21 protein-coding genes are annotated in these 22,704 nt (G+C 39.8%); 15 read left to right on the top strand and 6 right to left on the bottom strand.

Annotated elements, in window-relative coordinates:
• Positions 1–113: 113 nt before the first annotated feature.
• The 4 genes from cysK to CL42_RS07100 form a co-directional block, all read right to left on the bottom strand.
• Complete coding sequence (gene cysK / locus CL42_RS07115; RefSeq protein WP_035266629.1) at positions 114–1,112, bottom strand: cysteine synthase A; 999 nt, start codon at positions 1,110–1,112, stop codon at positions 114–116.
• Between the two features lie 122 nt (positions 1,113–1,234).
• Positions 1,235–1,909: a class I SAM-dependent methyltransferase gene (locus CL42_RS07110; RefSeq protein ID WP_035266627.1), complete on the bottom strand. Its 675-nt coding sequence runs from the start codon at positions 1,907–1,909 to the stop codon at positions 1,235–1,237.
• A gap of 101 nt (positions 1,910–2,010) precedes the next feature.
• On the bottom strand, positions 2,011–3,702 hold the full coding sequence (locus CL42_RS07105; RefSeq protein ID WP_035266626.1) for an AMP-binding protein: 1,692 nt from the start codon (positions 3,700–3,702) through the stop codon (positions 2,011–2,013).
• A gap of 102 nt (positions 3,703–3,804) precedes the next feature.
• Positions 3,805–4,431 (bottom strand): TetR/AcrR family transcriptional regulator, encoded by a 627-nt coding sequence (locus CL42_RS07100; RefSeq protein WP_035266624.1) that lies wholly within the window; start codon positions 4,429–4,431, stop codon positions 3,805–3,807.
• A 145-nt stretch (positions 4,432–4,576) separates the two neighbouring features.
• On the opposite strand from CL42_RS07100, the gene CL42_RS07095 reads away from it, so the two are divergent.
• From CL42_RS07095 to CL42_RS07065, 7 genes are all read left to right on the top strand, one after another.
• Complete coding sequence (locus CL42_RS07095; RefSeq protein ID WP_035266622.1) at positions 4,577–5,749, top strand: isovaleryl-CoA dehydrogenase; 1,173 nt, start codon at positions 4,577–4,579, stop codon at positions 5,747–5,749.
• Between the two features lie 26 nt (positions 5,750–5,775).
• Positions 5,776–7,377 (top strand): carboxyl transferase domain-containing protein, encoded by a 1,602-nt coding sequence (locus tag CL42_RS07090; protein ID WP_035266619.1) that lies wholly within the window; start codon positions 5,776–5,778, stop codon positions 7,375–7,377.
• 12 nt (positions 7,378–7,389) lie between these two features.
• Entirely contained in the window at positions 7,390–8,190 is an 801-nt protein-coding gene (locus tag CL42_RS07085; protein ID WP_035266617.1) for an enoyl-CoA hydratase/isomerase family protein, read from the top strand.
• 13 nt (positions 8,191–8,203) lie between these two features.
• Entirely contained in the window at positions 8,204–10,198 is a 1,995-nt protein-coding gene (locus CL42_RS07080; protein ID WP_035266616.1) for an acetyl/propionyl/methylcrotonyl-CoA carboxylase subunit alpha, read from the top strand.
• Complete coding sequence (locus tag CL42_RS07075; protein ID WP_051586556.1) at positions 10,198–11,130, top strand: hydroxymethylglutaryl-CoA lyase; 933 nt, start codon at positions 10,198–10,200, stop codon at positions 11,128–11,130. The genes CL42_RS07080 and CL42_RS07075 overlap by 1 nt, the downstream gene beginning before the upstream one ends.
• 78 nt (positions 11,131–11,208) lie before the next feature.
• Complete coding sequence (locus CL42_RS07070; protein WP_035266613.1) at positions 11,209–11,913, top strand: CoA transferase subunit A; 705 nt, start codon at positions 11,209–11,211, stop codon at positions 11,911–11,913.
• A 3-nt stretch (positions 11,914–11,916) separates the two neighbouring features.
• Positions 11,917–12,552, top strand: a complete 636-nt coding sequence (locus CL42_RS07065) for a CoA transferase subunit B (RefSeq protein ID WP_035266610.1) — start codon at positions 11,917–11,919, stop codon at positions 12,550–12,552.
• Positions 12,553–12,591: 39 nt separating this feature from the next.
• Here the strand turns inward: CL42_RS07065 and CL42_RS07060 are convergent, their stop codons facing one another.
• Together CL42_RS07060 and CL42_RS07055 are read right to left on the bottom strand one after the other, a co-directional pair.
• Positions 12,592–13,683 carry a phospholipase A gene (locus CL42_RS07060; protein WP_051586555.1) on the bottom strand — a complete coding sequence of 364 codons (1,092 nt, stop codon included), beginning with the start codon at positions 13,681–13,683 and terminating at the stop codon, positions 12,592–12,594.
• Between the two features lie 73 nt (positions 13,684–13,756).
• A complete protein-coding gene (locus CL42_RS07055) occupies positions 13,757–16,696 on the bottom strand; it encodes an insulinase family protein (RefSeq protein ID WP_035266607.1) in 2,940 nt (979 codons plus the stop codon).
• A 258-nt stretch (positions 16,697–16,954) separates the two neighbouring features.
• On the opposite strand from CL42_RS07055, the gene CL42_RS07050 reads away from it, so the two are divergent.
• The 8 genes from CL42_RS07050 to CL42_RS07015 all read left to right on the top strand — a co-directional run bounded on the left by CL42_RS07050 (position 16,955) and on the right by CL42_RS07015 (position 22,676).
• Positions 16,955–17,959, top strand: a complete 1,005-nt coding sequence (locus CL42_RS07050; RefSeq protein WP_035266605.1) for an adenosine kinase — start codon at positions 16,955–16,957, stop codon at positions 17,957–17,959.
• A 16-nt stretch (positions 17,960–17,975) separates the two neighbouring features.
• Entirely contained in the window at positions 17,976–18,284 is a 309-nt protein-coding gene (locus tag CL42_RS07045; protein ID WP_171076765.1) for a Rieske (2Fe-2S) protein, read from the top strand.
• Positions 18,285–18,301: 17 nt separating this feature from the next.
• Entirely contained in the window at positions 18,302–18,916 is a 615-nt protein-coding gene (locus CL42_RS07040; RefSeq protein WP_035266601.1) for an OB-fold-containig protein, read from the top strand.
• A gap of 415 nt (positions 18,917–19,331) precedes the next feature.
• Positions 19,332–19,523: a cytochrome oxidase putative small subunit CydP gene (cydP, locus tag CL42_RS07035; protein WP_035266637.1), complete on the top strand. Its 192-nt coding sequence runs from the start codon at positions 19,332–19,334 to the stop codon at positions 19,521–19,523.
• The gene (locus tag CL42_RS07030) at positions 19,523–21,103 is read left to right on the top strand and encodes a cytochrome ubiquinol oxidase subunit I (protein ID WP_035266593.1); all 1,581 of its coding nucleotides are present in this window, start codon (positions 19,523–19,525) and stop codon (positions 21,101–21,103) included. The genes cydP and CL42_RS07030 overlap by 1 nt, the downstream gene beginning before the upstream one ends.
• 1 nt (position 21,104) lies before the next feature.
• A complete protein-coding gene (gene cydB / locus CL42_RS07025) occupies positions 21,105–22,250 on the top strand; it encodes a cytochrome d ubiquinol oxidase subunit II (protein ID WP_035266592.1) in 1,146 nt (381 codons plus the stop codon).
• Between the two features lie 26 nt (positions 22,251–22,276).
• Positions 22,277–22,378 carry a cytochrome bd-I oxidase subunit CydX gene (cydX, locus tag CL42_RS16650; protein WP_035266590.1) on the top strand — a complete coding sequence of 34 codons (102 nt, stop codon included), beginning with the start codon at positions 22,277–22,279 and terminating at the stop codon, positions 22,376–22,378.
• 1 nt (position 22,379) lies between these two features.
• The gene (locus CL42_RS07015; protein ID WP_035266588.1) at positions 22,380–22,676 is read left to right on the top strand and encodes a cyd operon YbgE family protein; all 297 of its coding nucleotides are present in this window, start codon (positions 22,380–22,382) and stop codon (positions 22,674–22,676) included.
• The last annotated feature ends 28 nt before the right edge of the window (positions 22,677–22,704 follow it).

Here is a 22,704-nt window from a genome sequence, read left to right as displayed (position 1 = left end):
AAATTTAAAATGATTGGTAACTTAAGAAGAGTTAAAAATTGTTTTAATCGAATAAATCACAAAAAAAAAACGGCCATGAAGACCGTTTTTTTTAGAATGCTTTGATTTTCTTCTTAATCTGCTGAGATATCTTCAAATAAAACTGAAGATAAATAGCGCTCTCCAGCATCAGGTAAAATCACCACTATGGTTTTACCGGCATTTTCAGGACGTTGAGCAAGTTCATGAGCGGCCGCTAATGCTGCACCACTTGAAATCCCCACAAAAATCCCTTCTTTGATTGCAGATTGACGAGCAAAATCAATTGCAGTTTGATTTTCAATCGCGATAACTTCATCCACCAAATCTAAATCTAGGTTCTTAGGAATAAAGTTTGCACCAATGCCTTGGATTTTATGTGGTCCCGGAGTCAGTGTTTCGCCACGCTTCGCTTGTCCAATAATTGGTGAGTCTGCTGGTTCAACTGCAACTGAGTAAAGGGCTTGATTTTTAACTTTCTCAAAATAACGCGAAATACCAGAGATCGTACCTCCCGTACCTACACCAGCCACTAAAATATCAACCTTACCACCCGTTGCTTCAAAAATTTCAGGTCCAGTTGTAGTTTCATGAATGGCAGGATTTGCTGGGTTTTCAAATTGCTGAGGTAAATAATAAAGCTCTGGGTTCTCAGCAACTAAACGTTCTGCTTCTTGAACAGCACCATTCATCCCTTTAGCAGGATCGGTTAATACTAAATGAGCACCCAATGCTTTGAGTACTTTACGGCGCTCGATACTCATACTTGCAGGCATGGTCAGTGTGATGTCATAACCTTTAGCAGCAGCAACAAAAGCTAGCGCAATTCCGGTATTACCACTCGTAGGTTCAACAATATGCATTCCTGCTTTAAGCACACCACGTTGTTCTGCATCTGCAATCAAAGCTGCACCAACACGGCATTTTACTGAAAATGCTGGGTTACGTGCTTCCACTTTAGCAAGAACTGTAGCCCCACCCTGTATCACACGATTAATGCGAATAAGCGGTGTATTACCAATCGCTTCAGCGTTATTACTGTATACCGCGATTCCACGATTAGAAGTTTGTGGAAATTGAGTCTCTGTGGTCATGAACAATCCTTATATTCATAAAACAATACTTTTATCATAATCCTTTTTCATTTTAGATATATAACCATTTGTAGGATTTTCATATAAGATAAAATGAATAGGTTATTCTAAATATGAAATTATCACTTTACTGCTTTTAATCCATAAAAATTAGACATTTGACAAAAAGTTCTTAAATTTTGATAACCAGCCTGAAGGTATAGATTTTTCATCTCTTTCACCGTCATTAAATTAAAGTCATCATGTATTCTTTCCAACATGATCTGACTTTGTTTTTCACTTAATCCTATTTTTGTCACCAAATTTTTTAATACTAACTGATCATTTGGTTCTTCAAATTGCATCAGATCGAAACTCATAACCATGCCCTCGTGTTTCAAAGCATGGTAAATATCATCTAAAAAACTCTTTTTGCATGCATGTGAAACAAAATGAAAAACCAAAATACTCAATACTGCATCAAAATTTTCAGGATATTTCTGTAGCACAGTCGTGTCACCTTGCAGAATTGTGACTCGGTGCATTTGCTGCTTAAACTGAACGATCTGATTTGTTTTTTCAAGCATCGCTGCCGATGGATCAAACACAACAAACTCCGCCTTTGGAAAATAATCTAATAAATAATTCAGTTCAAATCCAGTTCCGCACCCGACAATGGCAATTTTAGCCTCTTCTTTGAGATGAGTTTCAAGCAGCGCTAATATATGTAGATGCATCAGTTCATATCCTGGTATGAGCTGCCTGATATGTTCATCATAGTTTTCTACGATTTTTGGGTGATCAAAATTCTTTGCCATATCGCTCTTCTACTATTTTTTAAAATTAAGCCGAACTTAGTGAACTAAGTTCGGCTTTGTTGTTTTTCTAGCTTGAAGTTAAAAATATCACTCAATGACGATTAAGCACTCTCATCAAAAATATTGAGTTGCTCACGCATATATTCTTGGAGTTTAAACTTCTGAGCCTTACCAGAAGCAGTCATTGGGAACTCTTTAAGGAAATGTACATATCGTGGCACTTTATTATGTGAGATATTGGCTTTGCAGTAATCTTTGATCACTTGTTCAGAACATTCATGTCCTTCATGCAAAATAATACAAGCACATAATTCTTCGCCATATTTCGGGTCAGGAAGTCCAATCACTTGGACATCGCTAACAGCAGGATGTTTATATAAGAAGTCTTCAATCTCTTTAGGGAATAAATTCTCCCCCCCACGAATCACGACATCTTTAATGCGACCTTTGATTTTGATAAATCCTTCATCATCCATTTCAGCGATATCACCGGTATGCATCCATTTTGCGACATCTACAACTTCTCGGGTTTTTTCTTCTTCATCCCAATAGCCCAGCATGACTGAGTATCCTCGTACACACAACTCACCGAGTTTGCCACGAGGCACTACTTTACCGTGTTCATCGACTATTTTAATTTCGATATGTGGATGAACTCGACCAACAGTGCTCACTCGTTGTTCTAGCGAATCTGTGATCGAACTTTGTGCGCTTACTGGCGCTGTTTCAGTCATGCCATAACAAATCGTGATATCTCGCATATGCATACGCTCAATGACGCGTTTCATGATTTCTTTTGGACATGGGCTGCCAGCCATGATGCCTGTACGTAATGTGGTCAAATCAAATTCGTCAAATTGCTCATGATCAAGCATGGCAATAAACATGGTAGGCACACCATAAGCCGCGGTACATTTCTCCTGTTCAATCGCTTTAAGACTATCAAGAGGATTAAATACAGCTGATGGATAGATCATGGTTGATCCATGTGTAATACACGCGAGATTACCCATCACCATACCAAAGCAATGAAATAACGGTACAGAAATACAAACTCGATCTTGAGAAGTCAGTTTGATTGCCTCTCCCACAAAATACCCGTTATTAAGAATATTATTGTGTGTCAGCATGGTCCCTTTGGGGCTACCTGTCGTTCCTGAGGTAAACTGGATATTGATGGTTTCATCGAATTGAAGACCAGATGCTATCTCATTAAGTTGATCTAACTGCTCTGAAGTCGGTTCAACCAATAAATCACTAAAGCGATAAAACCCAGTATGTTGTTGATCATCTATTTTGATCAAATACTTTAAATGCGGCAATTTTTCAGCATTTAAAACGCCATTGGTCGTATGCAAAATTTCTGGTGCAATTTGCGTCAAAATTTCTTGATAATTGGTCGTCTTAAAGGTCGATGCAATGATCAATCCTTTGCATGACACTCGATTGAGTACGTATTCTAGCTCGTAGCTTTTATACGCAGGATTTAAGTTGACCAAAATAATTCCAGCCTTGAAGGCTGCAAATTGTGCGATCGTCCATTCCATACAATTAGGGGACCAAATCGCTAGACGATCTCCCTTTTCTAAACCGATTTTTAATAAACTACATGCAAAAGCATTTACTTTCTCTTGTAACTGCTGATAGGTCAAACGTACATTTTGATGCACACTGACCACAGCATCCTGATCGGCATATTGTAGGCATGCTTGATCAAATTTATGGCCTATGGTCATACCCAATAAGGGTTGCTCACTGGTGCCATAGGCATAACTGAGTCGTAATTGCGTCATTGAATCATACTCCTTGATTCTATTTTCTTATATCAATCCAATATTTCGTTATTAATTACGCGATTACTCGTTTAAACATGACATCCTTTTGTGTGAATTAAATTAATTTTCCTCCTTCGACTTAACTGCATTGACACAAAAGTCTGCAATTTGCTTAACGAAATAACCTTTATAACCGTCGTCAAACATCACATTACGCGATGGATTTAGGGGTTCAATCACAACAAATGTCATCGCACCAACCACGCATAATGCAGCTGTATTTAAATCTTCAAATTCGAACTCGCCACTGACCTTTCCTTCGGCAAGAATCTCCTTTATAGATTGTTTTATCAGTTGCTTACTTCTAAAACGTTCATGCTCAATCGTTGGGTCTACGGGCTCAAACATGAGTGAATATGCAAGTTGAGGGCTATTCAGAGCACGTTTTACGAAAGCAGTGACGGCCTTTGTCAACTTCTCAGTCGAAGTCCAATCAGTTTTTGCAATCTGATTCAGAATATCAACCTCACCTTTGATGGCCTGTGAAAGCACTTCAATCAAAATCTGATTTTTGTTCTCAAAATAGCGATAGACCAAACCACTCGAGACACCAGATTTATCTGCAATCGCTTGCACTTGTGCATCTTTAAAACCACCACCCGCAATAAGTTCGCGCGCGGATTGCAATATCGATTGACGATTTTGCTCCATACGCTCTTGCATCAAAGTGGATCTTTTATAACTCATAATTGTTCACCCAATCAACTAAAATGAATTATAAATCATTTTCTGAATCTATATTCACTTTTTTAAAAAATAACTGTATTGTATTTCTCAAGCAAGGACAAAATGCTTCACTGGAAATAAAAATTAAATTTTAGGATGAATGAAAATGAATTTACAGAGTATCGACTTTGGACTAGACGAAACACTAATCGCTTTACGTGATTCTGTAGCTGCATTCTGTGCAAAGGAAATCGCACCTATTGCTCAACAAGTTGATCAAGACAACTTATTTCCAGCTCACTTATGGAAAAAATTTGGTGATATGGGGTTACTTGGACTTACCGTGAGTGAAGAATACGGTGGTGTCAATCTGGGTTATTTGGCTCATATCATTGTCATGCAGGAAATTTCACGAGCATCTGCTTCCATTGGACTTTCATACGGGGCACATTCAAATCTTTGTGTGAATCAAATTAATCGAAATGGTAGCGAAGAACAAAAACAAAAATATCTTCCTAAATTAATTTCTGGCGAATATGTCGGTGCTTTGGCAATGTCTGAACCGAATGCGGGTTCAGATGTCGTTAGTATGAAATTACGTGCTGAAGATCATGGTGATCACTTTGTACTTAATGGCTCAAAAATGTGGATTACCAATGGTGGAGATGCTGACGTGCTGGTGGTATACGCCAAAACTGACATCAATGCTGGTGCCAAAGGCATGACTGCTTTCATTATTGAAAAAGGCATGAAAGGCTTTAGTCATGGGAGTCACTTAGACAAACTCGGAATGCGTGGTTCAAATACTTATCCCCTGTTCTTTGACAATGTCAAAGTGCCTAAAGAAAACGTGATGGGTGGTGTGGGTAACGGTACAAAAGTGCTCATGAGTGGATTGGATTACGAACGCGCTGTGCTGAGTGGTGGACCACTAGGCATTATGGATGCATGTTTAGATGTGGTCATCCCATACATTCATGAACGTAAGCAATTCGGTCAATGTTTAGGTGAATTCCAACTCATGCAAGGCAAAATTGCGGATATGTATTCTACATGGTTGGCGAGCAAGGCTTTGGTTTATGCCGTGGGTGCAGCATGTGATAAAGCTGATCATGATCGTGGTTTACGTAAAGATGCAGCAAGTGCCATTCTCTACTCAGCTGAAAAAGCAACCTGGATGGCTGGTGAAGCAATTCAAACCCTTGGGGGCAATGGTTATATCAATGATTACAGCACAGGTCGATTGTGGCGTGATGCCAAACTCTATGAAATCGGTGCAGGAACTTCTGAAATTCGACGCATGTTAATTGGTCGTGAGTTATTCAACGAAACCAAATAATTCAAGTTAATACAAGGAAGTCATTGATGAACGAAATTAAAAGCAAAATCAATCCACGTAGTGAAGAGTTTAAAATCAATCAAGCTGCAATGCTTGAATTGGTCGCAGACTTAAAAAAACAAGCTCACAACATTGCCTTAGGCGGTGGAGAAAAAGCACGTCAGAAACATTTAGCACGTGGCAAATTATTACCGCGTGAGCGCATTGATCAACTCATTGATGCAGGAACTGCCTTTCTTGAAATTGGTCAACTCGCTGCTTATCAAGTTTATGCTGATGATGTACCAGCCGCAGGTGTGGTTGCAGGTATTGGTCAAGTGCATGGTGTGACTTGCATGATCGTTGCCAATGATGCAACAGTTAAAGGGGGGACATATTATCCTTTAACTGTAAAAAAACATTTACGTGCGCAAGAAATTGCTGAACAAAATCATCTTCCTTGTATTTATATGGTCGACTCAGGCGGTGCATTTCTGCCAATGCAGGATGAAGTATTCCCTGATCGCGATCATTTTGGACGAATTTTTTACAACCAAGCACGCATGTCGAGTAAAGGTATTGCACAAATAGCCGTGGTTATGGGGAGTTGTACTGCGGGTGGCGCATATGTCCCTGCCATGTCCGATGAAACAATTATTGTCCGCAATCAAGGTACGATTTTCCTCGGTGGTCCACCTTTGGTAAAAGCTGCAACAGGTGAAGTGGTGACTGCTGAAGACCTTGGTGGTGGCGATGTTCATACCCGTTTATCTGGTGTCGCAGATCATCTTGCAGAAAGTGATGAACATGCAATTCAAATTGCACACAATATTGTTCAAAACCTAAATATCGAACCGAAAGCATTTAAGACAGAAATTGAAGAACCACTTTATAGTGCTGAAGAACTCTATGGTGTCATTCCGAGTGACTCACGCAAACCCTTTGACATCCGTGAAGTGATTGCACGTATCGTGGATGGTTCAAGACTTGATGAATTTAAAGCTCGTTTTGGTACAACCTTAATTACAGGTTTTGCATCTATCTACGGCATGAAGGTCGGAATCATTGCCAATAACGGAATTTTATTTTCAGAGTCTGCTCAGAAAGGTGCGCATTTCATTGAACTGTGTACGCAACGCAATATTCCACTGCTCTTTATCCAAAACATCACCGGTTTCATGGTCGGTCGCCAATATGAAAATGAAGGTATTGCAAAAAATGGAGCCAAATTGGTCATGGCAGTAGCGACCGCAAATGTTCCTAAAATCACCTTGGTGGTCGGTGGTTCTTTTGGTGCAGGCAACTATGGAATGTGCGGTCGAGCATATTCTCCTCGCTTCTTATGGACTTGGCCGAATTCACGTATTTCCGTGATGGGCGGTGAACAAGCTGCTAGTGTCCTCTCCACGATTAAGCGTGATCAAATTGAGCAACGTGGTGAAACTTGGTCAGCTGAAGAAGAAGATCAATTCAAACAACCTTATCGTGATCAATTTGAAAAGCAAGGACACCCTTATTATGCATCTGCACGTTTATGGGATGACGGTGTGATTGATCCAGCAGAATCACGTCATGTCTTAGGACTGAGTTTGGCTGCTGCATTGAATGCGCCAATTGAACCAACTCAGTTCGGCGTGTTCCGCATGTAAGGAGAAAATGACATGAGTTATGAATTTTTACAGCTTGAAATTGAACGCCAAGTTGCGAACGTTTGGATTAATCGTGCTGAATTACACAATGCATTCAATACACAAGTGATAGAAGAGCTGAATCACTGTTTCACAACATTAAATGCTGATGATGACGTTCGTGTTGTCGTTTTGGCAGGTCGTGGTAAAAGCTTTTCAGCAGGTGCGGACCTCAATTGGATGAAACAAGCAGGTCAAGCATCAAAAGTGGAAAATGAAGAAGATGCTTTGAAACTTGCCAAAATGTTACAAAGTTTAGCCTCGCTGAAACAACCGACTATCGCACGTGTCCATGGTATTGCATTTGGCGGCGGCATGGGGCTTGCTTCAGCATGCGATATTTGTGTGGCTTCCACTGATGCTAAGTTTGCCACTTCAGAAGTGAGATTAGGTTTAGCACCTTCAACGATTAGTCCGTACGTGATCCGTGCGATCGGTGCTCGTCAAGCATCTCGATATTTTCTCACCGCAGAACGTATTTCTGCAGAGCAAGCAAAGCATATTGGTCTCGTCCATGAAGTTTGTCAGCCAGAACAGTTGGATGCCACCGTATCGCAAATCATTGATGCAATTTTGCTTGGTGGCCCTGAAGCTCAAGCTGCATCAAAGTCTTTGATTCGTTTAGTTGATCATCAAGAAGTCACAGAAGATTTACTGATTCAAACCGCCCAACACATTGCGCACGTACGTCAAGGTGATGAAGCCAAAAATGGCTTAACTGCTTTTTTAAATAAACAAAGCCCAGCATGGATTCAAGCAACGGCAGAACAATAAAAAGGAATTCAATATGTTTAAAAAAATTCTCATTGCAAACCGTGGCGAAATTGCATGTCGTGTGATTCGTAGTGCACAAAAATTAGGTATCGCAACGGTTGCAGTCTACTCAGATGCAGATGCCCAAGCGCAGCATGTTAAATTAGCAGATGAAGCCATTTATATTGGTGAATCCCCTGCTGCACAAAGTTATTTACAAGCAGATCGTATTATTCAAGCTGCACTAAAAACTGGAGCGGAAGCCATCCATCCAGGTTATGGTTTCTTATCTGAAAATGATCAATTTGCTGAAGCCTGTGAAAAAAACAACATTACTTTTATAGGGCCTCCAGTGGCTGCCATCTTAGCCATGGGTTTAAAGGCAACGTCTAAAGCATTGATGGAAAAAGCAGGTGTACCACTCACACCTGGGTATCATGGCAGCAATCAAGACGCGAATTTTCTTAAACAACAAGCTGATCAGATTGGCTATCCTGTGCTGATTAAAGCCAGTGCAGGTGGTGGTGGTAAAGGCATGCGCTTAGTGGAGCATGCTGAAGACTTTCTTTCTGCACTGAACTCATGCAAAAGTGAAGCGAAATCAAGCTTTGGCAATGATGACGTTCTAATTGAACGTTATGTTGTCAATCCTCGTCATATTGAAGTGCAAGTTTTTGGTGACAAACATGGCAATTATGTTCACCTCTTTGAACGAGATTGCTCTGTGCAGCGCCGTCACCAAAAAGTCCTAGAAGAAGCCCCAGCCCCTAAAATGGCTGAAGTTAAACTCGAAGCGATGCGTGATGCTGCGATTAATGCTGCCCGAGCAGTAGACTATGTCGGTGCTGGAACGGTTGAGTTCATTGTTGAGCAAGATGGTACAGCTTACTTCATGGAAATGAACACTCGCCTTCAAGTTGAACACCCTGTGACGGAAATGATCACAGGACAAGATTTGGTTGAATGGCAATTACGTGTTGCTTATGGTGAACCTTTGCCAAAACAACAGTCAGAATTAAAAATTCATGGTCATGCACTTGAAGCTCGTGTTTATGCAGAAGAGCCAGAGAAAGGATTTCTTCCAGCAATTGGAAAAATTAATTATCTGCATTATCCGACTCAAAATGAATGTGTCCGTGTTGATAGTGGCATTGTGCAAGGTGATGAGATCACAACGTTCTATGATCCAATGATTGCTAAACTCATCGTATGGGGAGAAAACCGTGAAGCAGCTCTCGTCCAAATGCATCATGCTTTGAGCCACTTTCATGTCGAAGGCTTAGGCAACAATATTGCATTTTTAGATCGCTTAGTGGCATGTGACTCTTTCAAAAATGCCAATCTAGATACTAATTTAATTCAGCGTGAAGATGAGTTCCTATTTAAAACCACTACTCCTTCTTCGGCTGAAACAATTGTCACAGCAGCATTTATTGAACTGCATTCTCAGTTAAATGAATCCAAGCGTACAAGCCATCCAGTTTGGAAAGCAAAACCCCTTTGGAGAAATAATGTTGATGCTCGTACACCGATAAAACTTGAACATCTCGGACAAACGTATCAAGTTGAATTTATCTCAACTTCGCAAGGGTTCGAAGCACAGCTTGATGGCCAAAGCTACGCTATCTCAGGTCAGTTGCTCAATGAAAGTCTCATAGCAATCTATACCTCTTTTGGTCAAGAGAAAATCAGTTTCAAAAAAACCAATGATGCGGTCACCCTCTTTAAAAATGGGCAGACTTTTAAATTTGAACTCATCAAAGCTAATTTTAATACAGATGATCAATCCTCATCTGACTCAAATCTAAAAGCGCCAATGCCGGGTGCAGTGACACAAGTATTTGTTTCAGCAAATCAACGTGTAAAAAAAGATGAAGTGTTATTAACGTTAGAAGCAATGAAAATGGAATACGCTATACGTGCACCATTTGATGGTGTCGTAGTCGCAGCTTATTTCCAACAAGGTGATCAAGTGAAAGCTGGTGATGAGCTGGTTGAGTTTCAAGCTGCTGAGGAGAATGCGGCATGATGAAAACAACCAATCAAACCACACCAAATCACGATAATTTTGTGAAAATCGTTGAAGTTGGACCTCGTGACGGTCTTCAGAATGAAAAAACACCCTTAACATTCGAAGACAGACGCAATCTTATTCTTGATTTGATGAAAACTGGTTTGAAGAATATCGAAGTCGGTTCTTGTGTATCTGCAAAGTGGGTACCTCAAATGGCAGAAAGTGATCAACTCTATGCCAGCCTACCACATGATGAAGATATCCAGTTCAGCTTACTGACACCAAACCTTAAGGGTTTTGAGTCAGCTTTAGCTGTAGGTTGTAAAGAAGTTGCGGTTTTCACCGCTGCTTCTGAAAGCTTCACTCAAAAGAATATAAATTGTTCAATTGAGGAAAGCTTTGAGAAGTTTGCTGATGTATTACAACTTGCTCAACAACATGATATTAAAGTACGCGGATACGTTTCATGTATCGTCGACTGCCCTTATGAAGGTCCAATTGATCCATCTAAGGTTGCTGAAGTCAGTGCAAAGTTAATTGATCTAGGTTGCTACGAAGTATCCTTGGGTGAAACCATCGGCACAGCTACACCTGATCGTGTTTCCAAAGTTTGGAATGCATGTTTGGAACGAATTGAACCACAACTTTTAGCAGGCCATTTTCACAATACCTACGGCATGGCAATTGCCAATATCTATCAATCACTGACACAAGGCATCCGCATATTTGACTCATCGATTGCAGGACTTGGCGGTTGTCCTTATGCCAAAGGTGCTTCGGGTAATGTATCCACTGAAGACTTATTTTATCTCTTGTCCAATATGGGCTATGAGACTGGCATTGACCTAGATGCCCTGATGCTTGCGAGTCGTAACATTAGTCAAGTTTTGCAACGAAATAATCCATCTAACTATGCCAATGCGTATTGGCAAAAAAAATGTGCTTAGTACGTATCAGCATTATGAAAAGATGAAGATCAGAAGCTGATTCATGATGAACAAAATAAAAATACAATGAGGTGTTCAATGACGAACAAAGTGTATGAAAGTGCTGAAAGTGCACTGAACGATATTATTCAAGATGGTCAAACCTTAGCTGTTGGCGGTTTTGGCTTATGCGGTATTCCTGAGGCTTTGATTGCTGCCCTGAAACAAACAGGAGCTAAAGAGCTGACTTGTATTTCAAACAATGCGGGTATAGATGGTTTTGGTTTGGGATTATTACTCGAAACAAAACAAATTAAAAAAATGATCTCGTCCTATGTCGGAGAAAATAAAGAATTTGAGCGACAATACTTAAATGGTGAACTTGAAGTCGAGCTAACCCCTCAAGGCACTTTGGCTGAAAAACTCCGTGCTGGTGGAGCTGGGATTCCTGCATTTTTCACCCAAACAGGCGTAGGTACGTTGATTGCAGAAGGTAAAGAAGTACGTGAGTTCAATGGTAAAGAATATATTTTAGAACCCTCTTTAACTGCAGATGTCGCTTTGGTCAAAGCGTATAAAGCAGATAAGGCAGGTAACCTAATCTTTAGGAAAACAGCTCAAAATTTTAATCCCGTTTGTGCGATGGCTGGGAAAATTACAGTCGCTGAAGTTGAGGAAATTGTAGAGATCGGTGAGCTCGATCCCGATTCAATACATTTACCCGGTATTTATGTAAATCGTATCGTTCTTAACACCACACCAGAAAAAAGAATCGAACAAATGACCTTAAAGGCGGAGGCATAAGTTATGGCATGGACGCGTAATGAAATGGCACAACGAGCTGCCTTGGAACTCGAAGATGGATTTTATGTCAATTTAGGGATTGGATTGCCAACATTGGTTGCGAACTACATTCCTGAAAACATCAATGTTTGGCTCCAATCTGAAAATGGTTTGCTGGGAATTGGTGAATTTCCAACAAAAGAAACCGTAGATGCTGACCTGATTAATGCGGGTAAGCAAACTGTTACGGCGCGAGCAGGCGCTGCATTCTTTTCCAGTGCAGATTCATTTGCCATGATCCGTGGTGGGCATGTGAATATAGCTATACTTGGCGCTATGGAAGTCTCTGAGCAAGGTGATCTTGCGAATTGGATGATTCCAGGGAAAAAAGTCAAAGGTATGGGTGGAGCAATGGATTTGGTGGCTGGCGTACAAAAAGTCGTCGTGCTGATGGAACATTGTGCCAAAGATGGCACCCCAAAAATTGTTCCGGAATGTTCACTGCCTCTTACAGGTAAAGCAGTCGTTCATCGCGTGATCACAGATCTAGGGGTCTTGGATATCACGCCTCAAGGGGTAAAACTGATAGAACTGGCTCATGACGTCACCTTTGATGAGATACAGAAAGTGACTGGTGTTCCCCTAATTCAATCGAATTAAGATCGCTAAAAAAACCACGCCTAAGCGTGGTTTTTTTATTTAGAAAGCATTCATTAAAGAGACGCCAATACCCGCATAGGTAGCACGATGATTATAATCAATCAAACTCTCACCATACCCATCGAATAATTGAAAATGACCTCTAAGTTTCCCACTGATTGGGAATGCCCAATCAAATTGAACAGCTCCTCGAGAATCATCCCCACCCTTAAGTGAATGTCTTAACATCAAACTAAAATCATGATCATTCCAACGGTAAAAAGTCGTTAAATCACCACGACCAATATAGTTTTTAATGTCAGGATTGTTATCATCATTGAAATCTTCTTCGATTCGATACCAAGGTCGAATCATCATAGCGAAATTATCACGCTCAAATCCTAAGTTCAGCATCACACGGTTCCAACTACGTGATAAAGGATCCGAACGTCCATTTGATTGATGATTCAGCGTTAAACCGAGTAAGCGACCATTTAAACCTAAAAATTCATAGTTGGTTCTAAACACAATACTTGCTTCAGGTTCATAATTCGTTTCACGAAATGGTCGTGATTCTTCAGAGTTGTAAACCTGCCAACGAGATGACTGGGTATAACCCAACCAAATATCGCCATTATTCCCGATTAAGTTTTCAACAGCTTTGGTTTTCAGTGAAATTTGAAACTTAGACTCTAAAGACTTTAAATTTTGATCTTCTTTAACAGAATTGTCTGGATTTAAACTTGTCGGAAATTCGTTCTTATCAGACGTCCAAAATGCAGGAAGCAAATACACAGGTTGATGTGCACGGATATTCCAAGTACCTAATTTACTGTCTTCAGCCAATTCCCATCGTTTATCAAGCAACGATGAATTTGGTGTAATTACAGGACCTTCCACCGAAAACAAGTTTTCAACTTTTTGCTCAATTTTAGACTTTAAATCCTGAGGTTCAACCTGCGGTGCTGGTATTTCACGCGCGGCCTGACGCTCAGAAACATACGCAGGTTGCTCAAGTTCAGGGGCTTTGAACAATGCATCATAACAGGCTAAACGCTCTGCATTTGAATCAAGTGCAACGCACGCTTGTGGTGACGCTGGATTCGCTGGTACCACATCTGTTGCCCAAACAGTCTGTATAGGCAAACACATAAACGACGACACACCCAACCATATTGGTGAACGTTTTATTCTATTTCGCATTGACTAAGCCCCATTTTTAATTTTAATTCACTTGTTTTATTGCAAATCCAAGTTCTGCAAGTTGCTCTTTTTTAGCCATTGGTGCTACAACAGCCTTCGTTGGTTTTTGGTTCACTAAATACGTTTCTGCTACACGTTTTAGATCATCTAACGTTACATTGAGCAAACGCTCTCGTAAAGTTTTTCTGAATTGAGGCGTACGTCCATGCAATAGTGCATAACATGCAGTAATTGCTTCACCTGCTGGAGAACCTGGCTTATCCATGCTCGATACAAGACCAAGAATCGCTTCTTCAAGTTGGTGTGGTTTTTGTTCAGTATTCAATAACCAATCAATACTTGCTTCAAAATCTTGGAAAGTTTCTGCTAAACGTGGATCACGATAACTATAGAATCTAAATGCACAAGCATTGCCATCATAGCTTGCACCACCACCATAAGCGCCTCCTTTTTCACGGATTGCACTGTGTAGGAAACCATTTCGTAGATAACCCGCAAGCACCATTAACGGTGCTGCGTCCGGATGAGAAACTTCAACTGCTGAATAAGCAGAAGCACAGAATTGGACATTGGATTGAATCAGCCATGCTTCGTCATTTTGTGTTTGTTCAAAATTAACTTCAGCAAGACGCACTGGTTCACGATTCACTTCAAGTTTATCCCAAACATGTTGAATTTCTTCAATTAAACGTTCAGACTGCTGCTCTTCACAGACCAGTAGGAACTGTTTAGGCGCGAGTAACAACAAACGGTGAATATTTTGCAGCTCTTCAATGAGGTGCGCATAAGCTTGCTCATCTGTTTCGATGCTTTGAACAAGCTCGCTCAACCAATTAAGCGCACCTAAGCCAGTATTATTATAATCACGTAATGCCAATGCACTCATATTACGAGAAGCGATCTGCATGGCATAGCTATGTCCAGAACCAGACAAACGGGATGCCCAACGCGTCTTACGTTGTTGTAAGAGTTCAATAATACGATCCTTTTCATCAAAACGTAGTTTTTCAAATGCCAATTTTAACAATTGAATCGTATCTAGTTTGTGGGCAAGCGATTTTGTTGTCAGCGTTAAAAATGCGCTAATTTTACCTTTATCATCAACTTTGCTACGTAGAGATGCCCCCATCCCAAGGCCACCACTTACCGCTGTTTGTAATTGCTGTAATTCTAAATAATGATATTCACCTGCACCGACTTCCCCCATGAGCACTGAGAGCAAGTTAAAATATGGTGATTTCACGACTTGATCAGGAATTTGAATAATCACTTGTTGATAATAAATTCCATTAGTACCAGCATGGTATAAGTTCAGTGGTGTATCTAAGTTATTAGAAATGATTTCTCGCAATTGACCTTGAACGACTGGAAGCTCAGCGGGTATATCTTCTAGACCAACTTTCGGCAATAAATCTAAGTTATCAGGAGTCGCCTGTCTTTCATTTAATGCCTCAGTTTGGCGTACAATTTCCGCTTTTTCAGCATCTGTTAAGCGTGCGCCTATATCAGCTAAACGCTGTTTTTCTGCTTCAGCCTCTAATTTCGACTTATTCGCATCTGGTACAAGCGTCATCTGTACACGATGCGGATTATCAATTAAGTGGGTCTTGATCAGATTAGGCAACCACATTGGGTCTTTCAACTGCTCTTTCACTTGCTCAATAGTCGAATCTACATCCCAAACATGTATTGGATCATTATGATGAATTGCACTGCTTAAACCATTGAGGATGAGGCTTAGACCATAAGGCGTGCCATCTCCACCAATTTCTCGTTGGTGTAATTCAATTTGATGCAAAATCGCATCAACCAATGACTGATCTACAGGCTTCGAGGCAACCTCGTTCAGCACATTCAACACACCGTTTTTGAATGTTTCTGCATGTTCAGGATTTGAACCTTGAATACCGCAGTAGAAAGTCATTTCATAGTTAGAATCATCAAGACCTAAAATTGGTCCTGTAGATTGAGCATAACCACACGTTTCTAAATAGTGACGTAATGGTGAAGCAGAATCTTCCAATAAGATCCCTTCAGCCAAACGTAAGCCTAAACGAAGTTGAATATCACTAGATTCAGGAAGTAACCATGCCAGTACATGGTAGGTTTTATCTTTCAAATCTTCAGCATCTACCGCGTAAGTCTCTGTCACCTCAATAGGCGCTTCTAAACGCTGTTCTGGTGTCGAATATAAGGTTTGACCTTTCTTAAACTTAGATAACGCTAAAGTTTCAAACTGCTCTTGTAACTCATAGGCAGATTGATTACCAAAAGTCATGAAAATAGCATTACTTGGATGATAATGTGACTTATAGAAACTGACTAACTCTTCGTAAGTCAAATCAGGAATATCCTTCGGATCACCACCTGAATTATAGTGGTAAGTCGTTTTAGGGAATAAATGATGAGCAAGTTGGTGATATAACTGATCTGAAGGTGAACTCATTGCACCTTTCATTTCATTAAAAACCACACCCTTGTAAACAGGCTCACCATTCTCCAACTCAATTCGGATACCTTCTTGAGCGAAATCCAAAGGGTTTAAATTGGCTGCAAATGCTGCATCCAAATAGACGGAAAGTAAGTTTTGGAAATCTTTTTTATTCTGTGTCGCAAATGGATAAGCTGTCCAATCGGCAGCTGTAAATGCGTTCATAAACGTATTTAGAGAACGACGGATCATCAAAAAGAATGGATCACGTACAGGAAATTTTTCAGAACCACATAATGCAGTATGCTCAAGAATGTGTGCTTCGCCTTTTGAATCCATCGGTTGTGTACGGAAAGCAACTAAAAAAACATTTTCATCATGTTCAGTTGCTAGATGAAAATGCACAGCGTCAGTTTCTTTATGACGGTATTCTGAAACTAATATATCGAGTGCGGCTACATGATGTTGACGTACCAACTGAAACGCGGGATGAACGGTGTTTTGAATGGTTTCAGTAACATCTACGGTCATGTGTGCTCCTTAATTTACATAAATTTTAACAAAGATCATTATACTGATAGTTCAATACAATTCATCATTTATACAACAAACTCCAACTATTTTCCGAGTAAAATAGTCAGATTAAAACTAAATCAATAAAACTATATCTGAATTAAACGATCCATTTCGATTAAATCTGGGTTAAAGCTTGAAAATCAAGCTATACGCTACTGAATTCAATCGCATTGGTGTAAAATCGTTTTCTTTTTTCGTGATGTGAATTTAGACATGGCTAAAGTTGACCTTTTTGCGATTGGCAATGCCCTCATTGACCAAGAATTCAAAGTATCTGATGAATTTCTTTTAGAGCAAAATTTGCAAAAAGGTACTATGCAGCTTACAGATGGGGAAACTCAAGCCCGTTTATTTCAAAACTTAAAAAATTCTCAAGAATATAAAGGTCAAGCTTCTGGGGGATCTGCAGCTAACTCAACAGTGGCTTTTAGTGCCTTAGGTGGTCAAGCATTTTATGGATGCCGTGTCGGCAATGATGATCTTGGAGCGTTGTACTTAAAAGGTCTAAATGATGCAGGAATACAAACCTCTGAACGTTCGATCAGTGAAGGCGTAACTGGGACTTGCATGGTTTTGGTCAGTCCTGATTCAGAACGTACCATGCATACCTTCTTAGGTATTACTGCTGAACTCAGTAATGAACAAATTGATTTTGAAGCGCTAAAAACCGCTCAATGGTTATATATAGAGGGTTACCTTTCTACGAGTGATACGGCACGAGCTGCCGTGAAGCAAGCGCGTGCAATTGCGAAAGCAAATAATGTTAAAATTGCGTTAACGCTCTCTGATCCTGCTATGGTGCAGTACGCGCGTACAGGCTTGGACGAATTATTAGATGATGGTGTAGATGTTCTATTCTGTAATGAACAAGAAGCATTGATGTATACACAAACTGAAGACTTACAGCATGCTCTTGCTGCACTTCAAAAATTAAGCTCTACCGTCATTATTACGCTTGGAGCAGACGGCGCTCTTGTAGCAACGGAATCAACTGAGTTCCGAGTGAAAGGACGTAAAGTTGTTGCTTTAGACACGAACGGTGCTGGTGATGCTTTCTCTGGTGCATTTTTATATGCATTAAATGCTGGTAAAGATTTACAAACAGCGACTGAATTGGCTATTTTAATCTCAAGCCAAGTGGTTGCTCAATTTGGTCCACGTTTAGACGTAGCTGATTACGCTAAACTTCTTAAAGAATTTCAAATAGAAGTCGCATAAAATGAATAAAATTTGCATGACTGAAGACATTCCTGAAAGAGAATCTCGATCTTTTGAAACTGAAAATGGTGACAACATTTTCATTACGCAACGAGATGGTTGCTTCTATGCGTATCAAAATGTATGCCCACATTTGCAAGTTGAACTCGAGTTTCTTGAAAATCAATTCTTAGATCGTGATCAAGAGTTCATTGAATGCTCTACTCATGGTGCTTTATTTGATGTAGAAACTGGTGTGTGCATTTCAGGCCCATGCCAAGGTGAATCTTTAGAAAAAGTCGAGATTAAAGTTCATTCTGATGGTGGAATTTACTTAGAATCTTAAGTCATGAGGTGAAGGACATGCTGGCATTTTTAATGGAAATTGATTTAATGCCATTTCATATGTGCGTGTTTGCATTGCTAATGCTCAGCATGGCTGAAACCTTAGGCTATTTTGTGGGATTAAGACCCAGTCAATTTATAAAAAAATTAACACCTTATTGGCTTATTCGCCTTCCTTTGCTTCAAGTTAAATTTTCCAAAGTTCTCATTCTTGTTTTTTTTCTGATCAATTTTAGTTTTGCTGGATATTTTCTTCAGCTCATTGTATTTGCAAGCCAGAAAACCTTTCTAGCTTGGTACTATGTTTTATTACCCGCTTTAATTATCGCAATCTTCTTTACGGTATTTATGATTCATTGTTTGGATCAAGTGATCAAACCCAAGTACAAATCAGAGCACTCAAATTTGCTTGGTCGACTAGCAACTGTTTCCAGTGGTAATGCACGTCCTGGTTTCTCTGCTCAAGCACGCGTTCGCGATGAATTCGGTCAATTACATTATGTACAAGTTGAACCAGAGTTTGGGGAACTTGAATTTCAATCTCAAATCCTCCTGATCCGTGCAAAAAGATCTCATTTTATTGCTAAAAAAATTGCCAAAACAAATCAACTTTTCAATGTTGATCAGCATTAATGAGCTATTAACACCCCACTTCAATTATATGCATTTGATTGGAAAATAGTTCATTCAAGGTATTTTGTGACGCCCATTAAATTTAAATCCAACCAACTCAACGATTATATAAAAATTAATAAAATCCTTATAACCAACCATTTTAATCAGATTTAAAACCAACCAATTTAATAAACTTTAAAACAATAATCCTATTATTTTAGTTGGAATTAAAATATTAATACCAAGTATTTTAGTCTATTTTATTTTTTAATATAACCATTTTAGTTGGATTTAATTTTATTAAAAATATAAATTATAAATAACTGTTTTTATTATATTTTTTATATTAAAAATATTTATGACTGTAAAGTATTTATTTTAAATAAAAAAAAGATAATAATAATTAAAATAGATTAAAATAATGCATTTAAATATGATGATTAAACCTTCAAGTTTAAATAAAAATTTAATCAAAGAGATTGCTTTAATTCTCATTATCAAAGTAATCATTCTTATCGTGATTAAAAATATCTGGTTTGATGCACCTACCATTCCCAAAAACTTTGACCATCAAGTCGCTGAACGAATTATGGGCAGCGAACTTAAAATGAAGGAGACACGTTGATGATTTCTGAAAGCGTGGTCGATCTATCGCGGTTTCAATTTGCAATGACCGCAATGTATCACTTTATATTTGTACCCCTCACTCTAGGTTTGGCATTTATCCTTGCCATCATGGAAACCACCTATGTGATTACAGGTAAAGAGATTTACCGAGACATGACCAAGTTTTGGGGTAAGTTATTCGGGATCAACTTTGCTTTAGGGGTAACCACTGGACTAACGATGGAATTCCAGTTTGGTACAAACTGGGCTTACTACTCACATTATGTAGGTGACATTTTCGGAGCGCCATTAGCAATCGAAGGATTAATGGCCTTCTTTTTAGAATCTACTTTTATTGGTTTATTCTTTTTCGGCTGGGAACGTCTTTCTAAAGTCCAACATCTATGTGTGACATGGTTAGTGGCTTTAGGCTCTAATATGTCAGCACTTTGGATCTTGGTTGCAAATGGTTGGATGCAAAACCCTGTCGGGGCCGCATTTAACTATGAAACCATGCGAATGGAGCTGGTAGATTTTGCCGCACTAATCTTTAACCCAGTGGCACAAGTTAAATTTGTCCATACTGTTTCTGCGGGTTATGTGACTGGTGCAATTTTTGTATTGGCAATTTCAAGTTATTACCTACTTAAAAAACGTGATTTGGCCTTTGCCCGTCGTTCATTTGCCATTGCTGCTATTTTCGGTCTTGCTTCGACATTATCCGTAATTTTACTGGGTGATGAATCAGGATATGAATTAGGTGATGTTCAGAAAACCAAACTCGCTGCAATTGAAGCAGAATGGGATACACATCCAGCACCAGCTGCATTCACATTATTTGGTATCCCCAATCCTGAGACGCAAACAACAGACTATGCTGTGAAAATTCCATATGTCATGGGTTTAATCGCGACTCGCTCTACAACTGAACAAGTCACAGGGATCAAAGATTTAATCGCACAACATGAGCAACGTATCCGTAATGGCATGGTCGCTTATGCACAGCTTGAACAACTTCGTGCTGGAGATCAATCACCAGAACTCAAAGCTGCATTTGACGAGACTCAAAAAGATTTGGGTTATGGTCTATTGTTGAAGAAATACACACCAACTGTAGTTGATGCTACTGAACAACAAATTAAGTCTGCAGCTTTAGATACTATCCCTCATGTTCCAAGTTTATTTTGGGCATTTAGAGCGATGGTGGCGTCAGGTTTCTTAATGCTCTTGTTGTTCATTCTTGCAACGTATGCTGTCATGAAACGTAATGCTGAAAATAAAACTTGGTTGCTCAAGTTTGCACTGATCGCCCTTCCACTTCCATGGATTGCAGCTCAAACAGGTTGGTACGTTGCTGAAGTTGGTCGTCAACCATGGACTATTGGTGAAGTTTTACCAACACACCTATCTGCATCAAGTATTAGTTCAGCGGATGTATGGGGTTCCATTTTAGCACTCGCTGCTTTCTATACAGTGCTGCTCATCATAGAAATGTATTTAATGATCAAGTTCTCAAGATTAGGACCAAGCTCTTTACATACTGGTAAGTATCATTTCGAAAAACTAGCAGCAGCCAATAAGTCAACTGAGGAGATTTAACATGATTGAATATGAACTTCTCAAAATCATTTGGTGGGTATTGGTCGGCGTCCTCCTTATTGGATTCGCATTGACTGATGGATTTGATATGGGCTCTATGGCACTGATGCCGTTCGTTGGAAAAGACGATGAAGAGCGTCGTGCTGCAATCAACACGATTGCACCACATTGGGATGGAAACCAAGTTTGGTTTATTACGGCGGGTGGTGCACTTTTCGCAGCTTGGCCAATGGTATATGCAACAGCTTTCTCGGGTATGTACTGGGCGCTATTACTCGTATTATTTGCTTTATTCCTTAGACCTGTTGGTTTTGACTATCGCTCAAAGCTCGAAAATACTAAATGGCGTAATGCTTGGGATTGGGGCTTATGTATTGGCGGTGCAGTACCAGCACTCGTTTTTGGTGTTGCTTTTGGCAATATGTTCCTTGGTGTACCCTTTACACTTGATGAAACTGTTCGTTCAACTTACACAGGAAGCTTCTTTGAACTTTTAAATCCATTTGCCTTGGTCTGTGGATTGGTCAGTTTGACGATGCTTGCTGCGCATGGTGGTGCATGGTTAATGCTACGCACTGAAGGTGCATTAAGAACACGCTCAGCTCAAGCTACACGATATATGGGTATTCTTTTTCTCATCTGTTTTCTCGGTGCTGGTGCTTGGTTGTATTTCGGCAATATCGAAGGCTATACGCTTGTAACACCTTATGATACGAATGGTGTAGCTAATCCACTCGCTAAAGAAGTACTTACTGATGCCAATCATGGCTGGATGAACAATTATTCTATTTATCCAATCACAATATTAGCACCGGTAATGGCGATTATCGGAGGAATAATTGTGGTTTTAGCATCGACTAAAAATAAAGCGGGACTTAGCTTTCTGGGTACATCGTTCGCTGTGATTGGCTCAATCCTCACTGCTGGTTTTGCCCTATTTCCATTCCTGATGCCATCTAGTATTCATCCAAACATTAGCTTGACGATGTGGGATGCAGTATCTAGCCAAATGACGCTTTCAGTAATGACAGTTGCTGCATGTATTTTTGTCCCACTGATCTTGGCATACACCACTTGGTGTTACTACAAAATGTGGGGTGTGATTACCAAGAAACATATTCAAGACCACACGCATAGTCTGTATTAAAACCGAATCACTGTTAGGAGAAAATTATGTGGTACTTCGCATGGATACTAGGTGTGTTAATGGCATGTTTCGCGAGTGTACTTGCAGCCATTTACATGGAACAACATCAAGACTTAGATGGTGAATGAGATGAGTGAGCTTGCAATGTCAAATTCTGAAAAACGTAAATACTCATTCGCAATGATCATTTCATTTCTGATGGCATTGCCTCTCGCTACCATATTACTCATCCACCCAAGTCTGATGTTGGATGCAAGTGGTCATTACAGTCACCGTGCCATGATGCTGATTATGATTGGAATATCTGGTGGATTTATCCATGGCGTAGGGTTTATACCACGTTATTGGATATGGAAGTATTTATTTAGTCCATATGTAGCATGGCCATTGATGATTTATGGTTACTATACTTGGCTATTCACTTAATTTATAAAAAAAGACCTCTATGAGGGCT

The organism is Acinetobacter sp. Ver3 (assembly GCF_000632455.1).
Classification (GTDB): Bacteria; Pseudomonadota; Gammaproteobacteria; order Pseudomonadales; family Moraxellaceae; genus Acinetobacter.
Note: the sequence above shows the minus strand (reverse complement) of the source record. Positions and strands in the feature narration are given on the sequence as shown.

Bases quoted from the DNA above. Each gene is read 5' to 3' on its own strand.
- cysK (WP_035266629.1), bottom strand. From the start codon at position 1,112: ATGACCACAGAGACTCAATTTCCACAAACTTCTAATCGTGGAATCGCG.
- CL42_RS07110 (WP_035266627.1), bottom strand. From the start codon at position 1,909: ATGGCAAAGAATTTTGATCACCCAAAAATCGTAGAAAACTATGATGAA.
- CL42_RS07105 (WP_035266626.1), bottom strand. From the start codon at position 3,702: ATGACGCAATTACGACTCAGTTATGCCTATGGCACCAGTGAGCAACCC.
- CL42_RS07100 (WP_035266624.1), bottom strand. From the start codon at position 4,431: ATGAGTTATAAAAGATCCACTTTGATGCAAGAGCGTATGGAGCAAAAT.
- CL42_RS07095 (WP_035266622.1), top strand. From the start codon at position 4,577: ATGAATTTACAGAGTATCGACTTTGGACTAGACGAAACACTAATCGCT.
- CL42_RS07090 (WP_035266619.1), top strand. From the start codon at position 5,776: ATGAACGAAATTAAAAGCAAAATCAATCCACGTAGTGAAGAGTTTAAA.
- CL42_RS07085 (WP_035266617.1), top strand. From the start codon at position 7,390: ATGAGTTATGAATTTTTACAGCTTGAAATTGAACGCCAAGTTGCGAAC.
- CL42_RS07080 (WP_035266616.1), top strand. From the start codon at position 8,204: ATGTTTAAAAAAATTCTCATTGCAAACCGTGGCGAAATTGCATGTCGT.
- CL42_RS07075 (WP_051586556.1), top strand. From the start codon at position 10,198: ATGAAAACAACCAATCAAACCACACCAAATCACGATAATTTTGTGAAA.
- CL42_RS07070 (WP_035266613.1), top strand. From the start codon at position 11,209: ATGACGAACAAAGTGTATGAAAGTGCTGAAAGTGCACTGAACGATATT.
- CL42_RS07065 (WP_035266610.1), top strand. From the start codon at position 11,917: ATGGCATGGACGCGTAATGAAATGGCACAACGAGCTGCCTTGGAACTC.
- CL42_RS07060 (WP_051586555.1), bottom strand. From the start codon at position 13,683: ATGTGTTTGCCTATACAGACTGTTTGGGCAACAGATGTGGTACCAGCG.
- CL42_RS07055 (WP_035266607.1), bottom strand. From the start codon at position 16,696: ATGACCGTAGATGTTACTGAAACCATTCAAAACACCGTTCATCCCGCG.
- CL42_RS07050 (WP_035266605.1), top strand. From the start codon at position 16,955: ATGGCTAAAGTTGACCTTTTTGCGATTGGCAATGCCCTCATTGACCAA.
- CL42_RS07045 (WP_171076765.1), top strand. From the start codon at position 17,976: ATGACTGAAGACATTCCTGAAAGAGAATCTCGATCTTTTGAAACTGAA.
- CL42_RS07040 (WP_035266601.1), top strand. From the start codon at position 18,302: ATGCTGGCATTTTTAATGGAAATTGATTTAATGCCATTTCATATGTGC.
- cydP (WP_035266637.1), top strand. From the start codon at position 19,332: ATGATGATTAAACCTTCAAGTTTAAATAAAAATTTAATCAAAGAGATT.
- CL42_RS07030 (WP_035266593.1), top strand. From the start codon at position 19,523: ATGATTTCTGAAAGCGTGGTCGATCTATCGCGGTTTCAATTTGCAATG.
- cydB (WP_035266592.1), top strand. From the start codon at position 21,105: ATGATTGAATATGAACTTCTCAAAATCATTTGGTGGGTATTGGTCGGC.
- cydX (WP_035266590.1), top strand. From the start codon at position 22,277: ATGTGGTACTTCGCATGGATACTAGGTGTGTTAATGGCATGTTTCGCG.
- CL42_RS07015 (WP_035266588.1), top strand. From the start codon at position 22,380: ATGAGTGAGCTTGCAATGTCAAATTCTGAAAAACGTAAATACTCATTC.